Annotated in this window: 9 protein-coding genes and 1 pseudogene; 4 read left to right on the forward strand and 6 right to left on the reverse strand. The window is 69.2% G+C overall.

All coding sequences use genetic code 11. The features are described 5' to 3' along the window. The first annotated feature begins 8 nt into the window (after positions 1–8). Complete coding sequence (locus tag L2Z93_RS18355) at positions 9–1,238, forward strand: acyl-CoA dehydrogenase family protein (RefSeq protein ID WP_090588850.1); 1,230 nt, start codon at positions 9–11, stop codon at positions 1,236–1,238. 5 nt (positions 1,239–1,243) lie between these two features. Beyond that, positions 1,244–2,053 carry a tyrosine-protein phosphatase gene (locus tag L2Z93_RS18360; RefSeq protein ID WP_090588935.1) on the forward strand — a complete coding sequence of 270 codons (810 nt, stop codon included), beginning with the start codon at positions 1,244–1,246 and terminating at the stop codon, positions 2,051–2,053. A 6-nt stretch (positions 2,054–2,059) separates the two neighbouring features. On the opposite strand, the gene L2Z93_RS18365 is transcribed toward L2Z93_RS18360, so the two are convergent. The 6 genes and pseudogenes from L2Z93_RS18365 to L2Z93_RS18385 form a co-directional block, all read right to left on the reverse strand. After that, positions 2,060–3,844 (reverse strand): PE-PPE domain-containing protein, encoded by a 1,785-nt coding sequence (locus tag L2Z93_RS18365; RefSeq protein WP_260575471.1) that lies wholly within the window; start codon positions 3,842–3,844, stop codon positions 2,060–2,062. Between the two features lie 138 nt (positions 3,845–3,982). After that, a pseudogene (locus L2Z93_RS19465) lies at positions 3,983–4,051 on the reverse strand (twin-arginine translocation signal domain-containing protein); the annotation flags it as partial. Positions 4,052–4,108: 57 nt separating this feature from the next. Then, positions 4,109–5,956: a PE-PPE domain-containing protein gene (locus L2Z93_RS18370; RefSeq protein ID WP_090588852.1), complete on the reverse strand. Its 1,848-nt coding sequence runs from the start codon at positions 5,954–5,956 to the stop codon at positions 4,109–4,111. 414 nt (positions 5,957–6,370) lie between these two features. Further along, positions 6,371–6,853, reverse strand: a complete 483-nt coding sequence (locus tag L2Z93_RS18375) for a DUF456 domain-containing protein (RefSeq protein ID WP_090588853.1) — start codon at positions 6,851–6,853, stop codon at positions 6,371–6,373. 48 nt (positions 6,854–6,901) lie between these two features. Then, entirely contained in the window at positions 6,902–7,762 is an 861-nt protein-coding gene (locus tag L2Z93_RS18380) for an SDR family oxidoreductase (protein ID WP_090588854.1), read from the reverse strand. Between the two features lie 76 nt (positions 7,763–7,838). After that, entirely contained in the window at positions 7,839–9,239 is a 1,401-nt protein-coding gene (locus L2Z93_RS18385) for an aldehyde dehydrogenase family protein (protein ID WP_090588855.1), read from the reverse strand. A 186-nt stretch (positions 9,240–9,425) separates the two neighbouring features. Here L2Z93_RS18385 and L2Z93_RS18390 point away from each other — a divergent pair, with 186 nt between their 5' ends. Both L2Z93_RS18390 and L2Z93_RS18395 read left to right on the forward strand, forming a co-directional pair. Then, positions 9,426–10,019, forward strand: a complete 594-nt coding sequence (locus tag L2Z93_RS18390) for a TetR/AcrR family transcriptional regulator (protein WP_090588856.1) — start codon at positions 9,426–9,428, stop codon at positions 10,017–10,019. Positions 10,020–10,054: 35 nt separating this feature from the next. After that, positions 10,055–12,157, forward strand: coding sequence for an FUSC family protein (locus L2Z93_RS18395; RefSeq protein WP_099541246.1), 2,103 nt, complete (start codon positions 10,055–10,057; stop codon positions 12,155–12,157). Positions 12,158–12,172 lie beyond the last annotated feature (15 nt).

Consider the following 12,172-nt stretch of genomic DNA (forward strand, 5'->3'; position numbering starts at 1 on the left):
TGGCTGCCATGGACTTCGCCCCCTCGGATCGAGCTTTGGATTACCAGCAGCGCCTCACCGAGTTCATGGTGACCCGGGTGCTTCCCGCCGAGGAGGATTACGACGCCTTCCGCGCCGCGGCCGGACCGGGCGATCACACCGTGCCGCCCATCGTGGAGGAACTCAAGGCCGAGGCCCGCGAACTCGGGCTGTGGAACCTCTTCCTGCCCGCCGAGTCCGGTCTGACGAACACCGAGTACGCCTCGCTGGCGGAGATCTCCGGGTGGAGCACCGAGATCGCGCCCGAGGCGCTGAACTGTTCGGCGCCGGACACCGGCAACATGGAAACCCTGCACCTGTTCGCCACCGAGGAGCAGCGCCGGGACTGGCTGCAGCCGTTGCTCGAGGGCGAGATCCGCAGCGCGTTCTCGATGACCGAGCCGGCCGTGGCCTCTAGCGACGCGCGCAATATCCAGACCGAGATCGTCCGCGACGGCGACGAGTACGTCATCAACGGCCACAAGTGGTGGACCTCCGGCGCGAATGATCCACGCTGCAAGATCCTGATCGTGATGGGGCGCACCAATCCCGACGCCGCCCCGCACCAGCAGCAGTCCATGGTGCTGGTGCCCGTCGACATTCCGGGAGTGCAGATCCTGCGCTCCACAAGCGTTTTCGGCTGGATCGACCAGCCCGGGCACGCCGAGATCATCTTCGACAACGTACGGGTTCCGGCGTCGAACCTGCTGGGCGAGGAAGGCGGCGGTTTCGCCATCGCCCAAGCCCGGCTGGGCCCCGGCCGCATCCACCACTGCATGCGCGCGATCGGGGTCGCCGAGCGGGCGCTGGCGCTGATGGTGGATCGGGCCAGCCGTCGAATCGCGTTCGGCAAGCCGCTGGCCGCCCAGGGCATGGTGCAGCACTCGATTGCGGTGTCGCGCAACGAGATCGACCAGGCCCGGCTGCTGTGCCAGAAGGCCGCCTGGACCATCGACCAGCACGGCAACAAGGCCGCCCGCAATCAGGTCGCCCAAATCAAAGCCGTCGCCCCGACCATGGCCTGCAACGTCCTCGACCGGGCGATCCAGGTGCACGGCGCGGCCGGAGTCAGCGATGACACCGCGCTGGCCCGGATGTACGGCTGGCAGCGCGCCATGCGGATCTTCGACGGACCCGACGAAGTCCACCTGCGCAGCATCGCCCGCGCCGAGCTGTCCGCCGACAAGAGCCCACTGGCCGCCGCGGCCGTCCCGAAGTGACCGGAATGCTGTCCGGGGCTTGGAATTTCCGCGACGTCGCGTCGTCGACGTCGGGGGCGATCCGGCCCGGTCGGCTGTTCCGATCCGGCGAACTGACCCAACTCGACGAGACCGGTGCGCGGCAGCTGGAGCAGCTCTGGATCCGCGACGTAGCCGACCTGCGCAGCACACCCGAGGTGCGCCGGCACGGCGCCGACCGGGTGCCGGCGAGCGTGCGGGTGCACGCGCTGCCGTTCGTCGAAGTGCTCACCGGCGACAAGATGCCCGACGACGACGTGGCGCCGCACGAGCACGCGTTCGCCCGGCTGGTGAAAGAACACCCGGACCCGGAGGCGGCCGCGGCCAAGGCCCGGCGTTTCATGGCCGAGGAGTACCTGCGGTTCGCCACCGCCGATGGCGCGCAGCGGGCGCTGCGCGAGACCGCGCGGCTGCTGGCCGCGGGTTCTGCGGTGCTGACGCACTGCTTCGCCGGCAAGGACCGCACCGGTTTCTCGGTGGCCGTGGTGCTCGAAGCGGTCGGGGTGGACCGCTCCACCATCATGGACGACTACCTGGCCAGCAACAACGCCGCGCCGGAGTTGCGCGCGCAGATCGCCGAGCGCATCCGGACCCAGCTCGGCGGGAACCTGCCCGCCGACGCCGAGGCCTACGCGCGGGCGCGGCTGTCCGACGACGTGCTGGGCGTGCGCCCGGAGTACCTCGACGGCGCGCTGGCCCGCGTCGAGGCCGACTTCGGCTCGGTGACCGGCTATCTGAGCGCGGCCGGTGTCACCGACGAGGAACTGGCCGCGCTGCGCGAGACGCTGCGGGACTGAGCCGGATCAGACGGCGTCCGCGCCGGTGCGATCCGCACTCGGCGACGCGTCGTCGTGCTGGTCTCCGGGCGCCGACGGCCCCGCGCCGCCGTCGGGATCCTTTGCGCCGTGCCGGCCCGTGAACGGCGAACCGACTCGGTCACGTTTGCCGGCCAGGGACGGGCCTTCGCCGCCGCGACGCGGATCCAGTTTCGCCGTCACCGGGCCGTCCTGGTCCGCCTCGGCTGCTACGGCGGCTTTGCGCTCCCGCCAGCGTTGCCGCGGCGACATCGCGGGCGCCTCAGAGTCAGTGTCCACAGTTTTGTTGCGGGTGAACAACTTCCGGATCTTCAGACCCACGGGGCCTGAATCGTCAGCCGGCGGCGTGAGCCCGGCCTCGGGGACCTCCCCGACGCCGACCGGGTTCTCGCTCCGCGCTGCGACGCCGGGCCACTGCGATCGCGGCTTCTCACCCATGGACTGTTTGCGCTCGAACCGAGCGCCGGACTCGACCGCCAACGTCCTGAGGTTCTGACTCTCCACAACGGGTTCGACCGCGCCGTCCTCCACCACGTCGACGTTCTGCTGGACTACGTTCGGCTGGCCGGAGTTCCCGCCGAACAGCCGGAAACGGTTGACCGTGTCCTCGGCCTTGTCGATGAAGTCGGTGACCGCGTTGGATCCGAACAGATCCGAGATCCGGACGGTGTCCACCCCGTAGGGACTCGTCGACTTCTTGGTGCCCAGCGGCCGGAAGCCCGGGTCGCCGGCGATCTCGGCGAGCGCGTTGTCGATGCCGACCAGCAGCGCGTTGCCGAAGGTCAGCACGTCGGTGATCGGCTGGAACCGGATCAGCTTCATCGACTCCGGGCTGCCCGGCGAGAGGCCACGGTCATAGCCCATTTCGGTGATCGCCCGCAGCGGCGAGTCCAGCAGGGTGAACAGCGGGCCCAGCCAGCCCCGCACCGGATCCGGGATGACGTTCTCCACGATGCTCAGCATCGGCAGCCGTTCGGTGGGGATCATGTAGTAGGTGGTGTCCCCGTACACGCCCTGTTTCATGGCTTCGGTCACCGCCGGCTGGTAGCCGCCGTGCACGGTCGCCATCCCGGCCACGGCGTTGAGGGTGGCGATCAGGTTCAGCGGGTACAGCGGGAAGTCGGAGAACCCGTCGTACTGGGTGCTGATGTCCTCGGTCCTGAAGTGGCAGACGCCTTCGACGCAGCTGTCGGTCGGGGTAGCGCCGTCGAAGGTGATGCCCACGAACGGAATTGACAACCCGTTGAGGCGCTCGAGGATGCCGCCGTTGGGCCGGTTCGGATTGCCGATGATGACGAACGACACGTCCGGCGCGGTGTCCCAACCCTGCTGCGAGTACCAGTCGATCATGGCGCGTTTGACGTCGGTGAGCACCCGGCCGCTCTGCGAGTAACCGAACACCACCAGCGCGTCGTCCTGGTCGAACTCGTGGAAGAACTCCGGGTTCGCCGGGCAGCCGGCCGGGCCGGACACACATTTGGCGACGTTCTGCACACCGATCATCACCGACCGGTCGAAGGTCATGGTGGAGCCGGGCAGCGGCCAGAACTGTTCCGGTGTGTACACCGCCACCCGGCGATCGCCGGTGTTCGTCTGCGGCGAGTCGAAAAGGCCCCACCGGTCGGCGGCCGGGTCGACATAGGTGTTCCCGAAGTGGCCGAGGAAGTTCTGCACGAACAGTTCGTCGTTGGTGGGCGGCATCAACGGCGCCCCGGTGCCGCCGACCATCAGCGCGGTGACGGTCGCCAGCGGCAGCACCGCCGCGGTGATCACCGACCAGGCCGCGGCCAGCGCCCGCCGACGATCACGCCCAACACACCGAAAATACGAAGAATCGACCCCATCAGAACCCCCGGGGCGCCCGCCGCTCCCCATTCCCTCCGGGATCAGCGGGCCGCCGTCCCGAAGAGCTCATGCAGTTCGCAGCGTATGACCGGTACCGCCGGTTCCGCAATGCTTTCCCAGGAAATCCCTCCGCGAATCTCAGCACCCGCCGGGACGACGCAGCGCGGCCCCGCAGAAGATGACCGGCGCCGCTCAGGCGGCCGGAGCGCTGCCGGTGTCGGCGGTCTTCTGCGCGCCCGCACCCTGCTCGCCCCGGTTGGGTCCTCGCCGCTGCGCGCTGTCCCGACTGAACCGAGTCGGGTTGCCGCTATCGGCGCCGGAAGTCTTGGTCAGTCCTGCGGGCCGGCGCTTGCGGTCGCTCGGATCGGGGCCCTCGACCCGGTCGCTCGGCTGCGACGCAGCCGATTCGGACTCGGTCACCGCCGCCTTCTTCTCCCGCTTGCCGCGCGGCCCAGCGGCCACCGCCAGCGCGCCGCTGTCCGCTTCTTCAGCCCCGGGCCGCGACCCGCGCTTGCGCCAATCCCGCAGCGACTTCGGCCGCTCGGCCGGCGGCTGGGCGGTTGTTGGCGCGGGGTCCGCGGCCGGCGCCTCTCCGATCTGCGACCGGCTGCGCTTGGCCACCGACGCCTTCTGCATCTTCAGGACCTCGCCCTGCTCGACGGCGCCTTGCTCGCCGTTCTGCGGCGCGACGTTCTGATCGTCATCGAGTTGAACGACGTTCTGCGGCACGGCGCCCTGCTGGCCGGAGCCCCCGCCGAACAGCCGGAACCGGTTGATCGCGTCTTCGGTTTTGTCGATGAAATCGGTCACCGCATTGGACCCGAACACATCCGATGCCCGGATGGTGTCCACCCCGTACGGGCTCGTCGGCTTCTTGGTGCCCAGCGGCCGGAAATTTGCGTCGCCGGTGACCTCCGCCAGAGCGTCGTCTATACCGACGGCCAGGGCGTTGCCGAACGTCAGCACGTCGGTGATCGGCTGGAACCGGATCAGCTTCATCGGCTCCGGGCTGCCCGGCGAGAGGCCACGGTCGTAGCCCATTTCGGTGATCGCCCGCAGCGGCGAGTCCAGCAGCGTGAACACCGGGCTGAGCCAACCGCCGACCGGATCCGGGATGGCATCCTCGACAATGCTCAACAGCGGCAGCCGAGTGGTGGGGATCATGTAGTACTGGGTGTCGCCATACTTGCCCTGGTCGATCAGCGCGTCGATGTCGGCGTCCTGGTAGTACCCGTGCACCGCGAAGATGCCGGCCAGCGCGTTCAGGTCGGCCAGCACATTGAGCGGGTACAACGGGAAATCGGAGTACCCGTCGTACTGATATGAGTAGTCGGTGGTGTCGAACCGGCAACCGGTCGGTGTTCCGCAGCCACTGTCGGTCGGGGTGGCCCCATCGGTGGTGATGTCGAGGATCGGAATGTGCAGTCCGAGGAAGCGTTCCAGGATGCCGCCGTTGGGCCGGTTCGGGTTGCCGATCAGCACGAACTGCAGATCCGGCACCGGGTTTGCCGGATCGTCCCAGCCGACCCTGTTGTACAGGCTGACCAGCGACTGCTTGAGGTTGGTCGCGATCCGGGCGCTCTGCGAGTAGCCGAAGACCAGACGATCCGCGGTGACGTCGTCCAGGTCGCGGATCGCTGCGCCGGCTGTGGTGTTGTGCACGCAGGTCGCGCCACCCAGCACGCACCCGGTCAGGTTCGTCAGCCCGATCTTGACCGACTGGTCGAAGGTGAGCTTCTGGTCGGGCAGCGGCCAGAACTCCTCCGGGGTGTACACCGCCACCGAACCCTGGTAAGTGTCCCCCGCCGCCAACGATGGCTTGATGTACTTGTTGTACGTCCAACCCAGGTAGAAGTCGGTGGCGTCGTCCGGGGTCCCGATCGGACCGATGTTCATCAGCGGCGAACCGGTGCCGCCCATCACCAGCGCGGTGACGGCGGCCAACGGCAGCACCGCGGCGACCACCGCCGACCACGCCGCCGCCAGCATCGTGCCGATGACCACCCCGAGGAAACCGAAAACCCGAATGACGGACCCCATGACCCAACCCGTTTCCACCCCACCGCAAACCCCGCCCCGATCAGGCTCGGCGGGCTGAGCAGCCCGAACGGGAACTTACTGAGGGGTAATATAAACCCGGTACCGGCGGTTCCGGAAGCAAAATCCGCAAATTCTTCCGGAATTGGTGCGGGGGTGAGAAAAGGGTGCCGAATGAGGTGCCCCTGCGGGCCCCGGAGGCCCTATCCAGCGACGTCAGTGACCTGCTGGCGACTTCATGCGACGTCAGTGACCCGCTGGCGGTTCCCGCGCCTGAAACCGCCCACCCGTCACTGGCGAACCCCGCAACCGCCCGCCAGTCACTGGGGAGACCGCCGGTGACGTGATGGCGGCCCGAAATCGCCCACCCGTCACTGGCAAACCCGGGCACCCGCCAACCGGCCGCCCAACGACCGCTCAGCCGAGAAGCACCGCCCCGGCCCACACTCCGGCCGCCAGCAGCGCTCCGGCGAACTCCACCCCCATCGACAGCAGCACCCCCTTGACGGCGAACACCGTCGCCGCCCACGCGCGGGCCAGATCCCGACGCTTGACCAGCTCGCCGACGAACACCCCGCCCACGAAACCGATCACCAGGCCGATCACCGGCACCGCGAAGAACCCGACGATCCCGCACAACGCGCCGAAGATCAGGATCGGCGTGCCCACGTCGGCGGCCCGCATCCGCTTGGCCGGCCAGAGGTACTTGACCACCGAGGCCGTGACGATCAGCGCCGCGCACACCCCCAGGGTGACCCAGCCGGTGGTGTTCTGCTCGAAGCACGCCCAGACCGTGATGGCGGCCAACACCAGAAACCCACCCGGCAGCAGCGGAACCACCACCCCGACCAACCCGACCGCGATGGCCAGCCCGACCAGTAACAGCCCACCAGTGCTCACATACAGATCATGCCCCGACCCACCGGCCGGGGCATGATTCCGCAGATGTCAGAGGCTGAAGGACGCCTGCTTGGCCTCGGAGAGGTCGTCGATCTCCGTCCAGCGCGCCGCGACGTCGGCGACAGTCGGCGGGTTGTCGAAGGTGACGCCCTCGTTCTGGAACAGCGCGGTGCGCTGCACCTTCCCGCCGCCGACGATGAACACCGACGCGGAATCGGGCACCTCCTCGGTGCACAGGTAGCCGACCACCGGCGCGACGAACTCCGGCGTCAGCTTCTTGAACACCTCCGGCGGCAGAATGTCCTCGGTCATCCGGGTGGCGGCCAGCGGCGCGACGGCGTTGGCCTTGATGTTGTACTTGGCGCCTTCCAGCGCCAGGGTGTTGATCAGCCCGACCAGGCCGGCCTTGGCCGCGCCGTAGTTCGCCTGGCCGAAGTTGCCGAACAGCCCGCTGGTGGAGGTGGCCACCACGACGCGGCCGAAGCTCTGCTCGCGGAAGTGCGGCCAGGCCGCCCGGATCACGTTGTAGCCGCCGTACAGGTGCACCTTGAGCACGGCGTCGAAGTTCTCGTCGGTCATCTTGTGGAAGGTGCCGTCACGCAGGATGCCGGCATTGCTGACCACACCGTGCACGGCGCCGAACTCGTCGATCGCGGTCTTGACCATGTTGGCGGCGCCGGCGGCTTCGGCGACGCTGTCGTAGTTGGCCACCGCGCGTCCGCCGGCGGCGCGGATCTCGGCGACCACCTCGTCGGCCATATTGTGTCCGGCGCCGCTGCCATCACGGGCGCCACCGAGGTCGTTGACCACCACGGCCGCGCCTTCGCGGGCCAGGGTCAGCGCGTACTCGCGGCCCAGACCACCTCCCGCGCCGGTGACGATGACTACGCGATCCTGCACTCCGGGCATGAATGTCCTTCCTAGACGGGATGTTTCACCCGTCGACCCCTGTTCGGCCGACGGATGTGCGGTCGAGCCGCGTTTCTCAGAACAGTTTGCGCGCGAGCTTCCACGCGAAGTCGGTGTAGGGCGGGTAGATCGGCTTGGTCAGGTCCGGGCGGGTGGTCTTGGTCATCACCGACTTGCGGTGGCTGAACTCCTCGAACCCGAACCGGCCGTGATAGCCGCCCATCCCGGACGGGCCGACGCCGCCGAACGGCAACTTCGCGGTGGCGAAGTGGAAGATCAGATGGTTGACCACCATGCCGCCCGCGGTCACCTCGGAGATCACCCGCTCCCGGGTGGCCTTGTCCTTGGTGAACAGGTACGCCGCCAGCGGCTTGTCGCGGCCGTTGACGAAGTCGATCGCCTCGTCCAGCGAGCCGACCGACAGCACCGGCAGGATCGGGCCGAAGATCTCGTCGGTCATCAGCGGTTCGTCGGTCGACGGGTCAACGACGACGGTCGGTTCGATCTCCAGCTTCTCGGCGTTGCCGCCACCGCCGACGGCGACCGTGCCGCGGGTGGCCGACAGCGCGCCGGACAGCCGCGCGAAGTGCCGCTCGTTGACGATCCGTTTGCCGCCGGTGTCGCCCGCCTGGAACTCGGTGAGCGCCGCGCGGAGGCAGTCGACGAACTGGTCCTTGATCGAGGCGTCGGCCAGCACGTAGTCCGGCGCGATGCAGATCTGGCCGGAGTTGAGCAGTTTGATCCAGGCGATCCGCTTGGCGGCGACCTCGACGTCGGCGTCGGCCGCCAGGATCACCGGGCTCTTGCCGCCCAGTTCCAGCGTGCAGGGCGTCAGGTGCGCGGCGGCGGCCTGGTACACCTTGCGGCCGATTTCGGTGCCGCCGGTGAAGCACAGCTTGTCGAAGCCCTGAGCGATCAGTTCCTGCGTGGTCTCACCGTCTCCTTCGACGACGACAATGGCGTCGCTGTCGAGGTAGCGCGCGACCAGTTCGGCCATCAGCGCCGAGGACGCCGGGGCGACCTCCGAGGGTTTGAGCACCACCACGTTGCCGGCGGCGATCGCGCCGACGGCCGGGCCGAGGGTCAGCGCGAACGGGAAGTTCCACGCGCCGATGACCAGCACCGCGCCGTACGGCTCGTACTCGATCCAGCCCCGACCGGGCAGTTGCGCCTTCTCCAGCATCCGGTAGCGCCGCTTGGACCATTTGCCGACGTGCTTGGCGGCGTCGTCGGCCTCGTTGATGGTGGTGATGATGTCGGCCAGCCAGGCCTCGAACGGGCCGCGGCCCAGGTCGGCCTCCAACGCGGCGTTGATCCGCTCCTCGTTCTCGCTCAGCATCCGCGACAGCGCCCGCAATTGGGTGCGCCGCCACTCGATGGGCCGGGTGCGCCCGGAGGCGTAGGTGCTGCGCAGGCGGTCGACGAGGGCGGGGATTCCGCCTTCGGTGCCGACGAGATCGGTGGCGTTCGCGGTCATGACGTCCCTTCTGCCCGCGCGGGTGATTTTCGGCGCGGTGTGATCCACCCCATCGTAGGACGTGCCTCATGATCACCGGTAGGCCCATTTGACACGTGTCGACATTCGCCCAGCGCAGCGGCCCATCGGGGCCAATCTGGCCCTGCATGCCACAACCGGACATGAGACGACATATGGTGCGTTGTCATGGCAAGTGTCGCGTCACGGGAGGCGTACTTCGAGACCGGTCTCGAAGTACTGGCCGACAGCGGCTTCGGGGGGCTCAAGCTCGCGGTGGTGTGCAGCCGACTCGGCGTCACCACGGGCTCGTTCTATCACTACTTCCCAAGCTGGGGGCATTACACCCGGGAACTGATCGAGCATTGGCGTCAGGCCACCCACCGGCGGGTCGAGGGCCTGCGGGCCATCACCGATCCGCGTGCCCGGATCGACAAGCTCATCCAGGTCGGGCTGAGCCTGCCGCATGAGGCCGACGCCGCCATCCGCACCTGGGCGTCGGTGGACCCGAACGTCCAGACGGCGCAGGTCGAGGTCGACGCCGAGCGTTTCGAGGTCATCCGCGACGCCGCCGAGGAGATCCTGGGCGACGACCGGGAGGCGACGGTCTTCGCGGAGTGGTCGGTCTACCTGCTGACCGGCTACGAGCAGTCCACGCTGCCGCATGACCGCGACGGGCTGGCCTGGATGTTCAAGGCGCTCACCGACAGCATGTACAACGGCAACTGGGCCAAAACCGTGGCGCTGATTCCGATGCCGAAGGCCCGTCCGCACCGAGACTGACACTGCCCTCAGCCGACGGCGCTACGGTGTCACCCATGCGAGCGCCGCGCCCGATCCGCCGGCTCCGGGCCGAGCTCAGCGAGCGCGACCCCGAGTACGACGCGCAGCGCCGCGCCGCCCGTGTCGCGCTGGTGATTCCGCTGGCCGCCGCCCTGGGTTTCACGTTCGGCGAGGGCCAGACGCCGATGTTCGCCATCTTCGGGACCATCGCCCAGCTGATCATGGTCGACTTCCCCGGCAACCGCGCCCGGCGCGCCGTCTCCTACCTCGGGCTGGGCGCCGCCGGCGCCGTGATGATCGTGTTGGGCACGCTGGTCTCGCCGATTCCCTGGCTGGCGGTCGCGACGATGTTCGTCGTCGCCTCCGCGGTCACTTTCGCCGGGGTGCTGAGCTCCTCGATCGCGGCGGCGCGCCGCGCCGCCCTGATGCCGTTCGTGCTGCCGGCGTGCACCCCACCCGGGCCGCTGGACGACCGGTTGCTCGGCTGGGCGATCGCCGTCGCGGTCTGCGTGCCGGCGGCGCTGTTCCTGTTCCCCCCGCGGCAACACAATCAGCTGCGTCAGGACTGCGCCCGGGTGTGCGCCGCACTGGCCGACCGCCTGGAGGGCCACGGCAGCGCCAAGGCGGTGAACACCGCGATGAACGCGCTGTATGCGCGCTACCTGGCCGGCGAGTACCGGCCCGTAGGGCTGACCGCGGGCAGCCGTGCGCTGGTCCGGGTCGTCGACGACCTGGGCTGGCTCGCCGACCGCGTCGACGACGCCACCGCGGCCACGCTCGGATCGATGGCCGCCCCGGCGGTGCGGGTGCTGCGGGCCTCCCAGCAATTGCTCTCCGGTCCGCAGTCGGCGCGCGATCCGTCCCGGGTGGGACCGCGACTGGAGCTGGCCGACGCGACCGACGGGATGCGGGAGGTCTCCCGCGGCCGCTACCGCGACGACATCGCGGCGATCCTGCGGGCCCCGGACGACCACACCGCCGTCGTGGTCGGCCGCCGGCTGCTGCAACGCCGCAGCGTCGGCGCGCAGATCGGCGTCACCGGCCGGCTGATCTCCTGGGCCGACGCCGCCGACAGCCGTCCGGTGCTGGCGCGGGTGCTCGGCCGCGGCCTGGCCCCGGCCGGAGCAGCCGGGCGGGTGCTGTCGGAGACCGAGGCGGTCACCGGCCTGCCGTCGGGGTATCTCAGCGGCCGATCGGTGGTGGTCCGCAACAGCCTGCGCACCGGGCTCGGTCTGGCCCTGGCCGTCGCGGTCACCCACCTGTTCCCGGTGGAGCACGGCTTCTGGGTGGTGCTCGCCGCGATGTCGGTGCTGCGCGGCACCGCGCTGTCGACCGGGACGAAGGTGCTGCACGCCGTGATCGGCACGACGCTGGGGTTCGCGATCGGCGCGGTGGCCATCGAGTTCCTCGGGGTGAACCCGCTGACCATGTGGCTGGCGTTGCCGGTGGTGGCGTTCCTGGCCGCCATCGTGCCCAAGCTGTGGTCCTACACCGCCGGGCAGGCGGCGTTCACCATGATGGTGTTGATCGTGTTCAACCTGATCCAACCGACCGGCTGGCAGGTCGGGCTGCTGCGCATCGAGGACATTCTGGTCGGCGGACTGGTCGGCGCCGCGGTCTCGCTGCTGCTGTGGCCGCGGGGTTCGGGCAACGCGGTCGGTCGGGCGATCGTCGCCTGCCTGGATATCGGCGCGCACTATCTGCGCGCCGCGGTCGGCCGCATCACCGACAACACCCCGGCCGACACCGTCGCCGCGCTCGGCTACCAGTCGCTGGCAGCCGGCCGGACCCTGGACGACGGGATCCGCCAGTACCTGTCGGAGAACAGCGACCCGGAGGCCCGCACGTCGCTGATCCGGGAGACCAACCGCGCGGTCAAACTGCGCTCGGCGGCCGATCTGATCGCCGACATCCCCGAGCCACCGACCCCGGGCGCCTACCCGAACACCCGGGCGGTGCTCGACGCCTATGCCAATTGCATCTGCGACCGGATGCTCGGCTACAACACCGGCATCGACCTCGCCGAGCGGTTCGTGATCGCGCTGCGCGCCGAATCCGCCGACACCCGGCGGCCGATCTCCGACGCGCTCCCGCTGGTGACCGTCGCGGCGAACCTCGGCGAACTGGGCGAGATCTGAGCCCGGAATAAGCGG

The organism is Mycolicibacterium brumae (assembly GCF_025215495.1).
In the GTDB taxonomy this organism is placed as follows: Bacteria; Actinomycetota; Actinomycetes; order Mycobacteriales; family Mycobacteriaceae; genus Mycobacterium; species Mycobacterium brumae.

Coding starts and splice junctions, on each gene's coding strand:
- L2Z93_RS18355 (WP_090588850.1), top strand. CDS start 9: ATGGACTTCGCCCCCTCGGATCGAGCTTTGGATTACCAGCAGCGCCTC.
- L2Z93_RS18360 (WP_090588935.1), top strand. CDS start 1,244: ATGCTGTCCGGGGCTTGGAATTTCCGCGACGTCGCGTCGTCGACGTCG.
- L2Z93_RS18370 (WP_090588852.1), bottom strand. CDS start 5,956: ATGGGGTCCGTCATTCGGGTTTTCGGTTTCCTCGGGGTGGTCATCGGC.
- L2Z93_RS18380 (WP_090588854.1), bottom strand. CDS start 7,762: ATGCCCGGAGTGCAGGATCGCGTAGTCATCGTCACCGGCGCGGGAGGT.
- L2Z93_RS18385 (WP_090588855.1), bottom strand. CDS start 9,239: ATGACCGCGAACGCCACCGATCTCGTCGGCACCGAAGGCGGAATCCCC.
- L2Z93_RS18390 (WP_090588856.1), top strand. CDS start 9,426: ATGGCAAGTGTCGCGTCACGGGAGGCGTACTTCGAGACCGGTCTCGAA.
- L2Z93_RS18395 (WP_099541246.1), top strand. CDS start 10,055: ATGCGAGCGCCGCGCCCGATCCGCCGGCTCCGGGCCGAGCTCAGCGAG.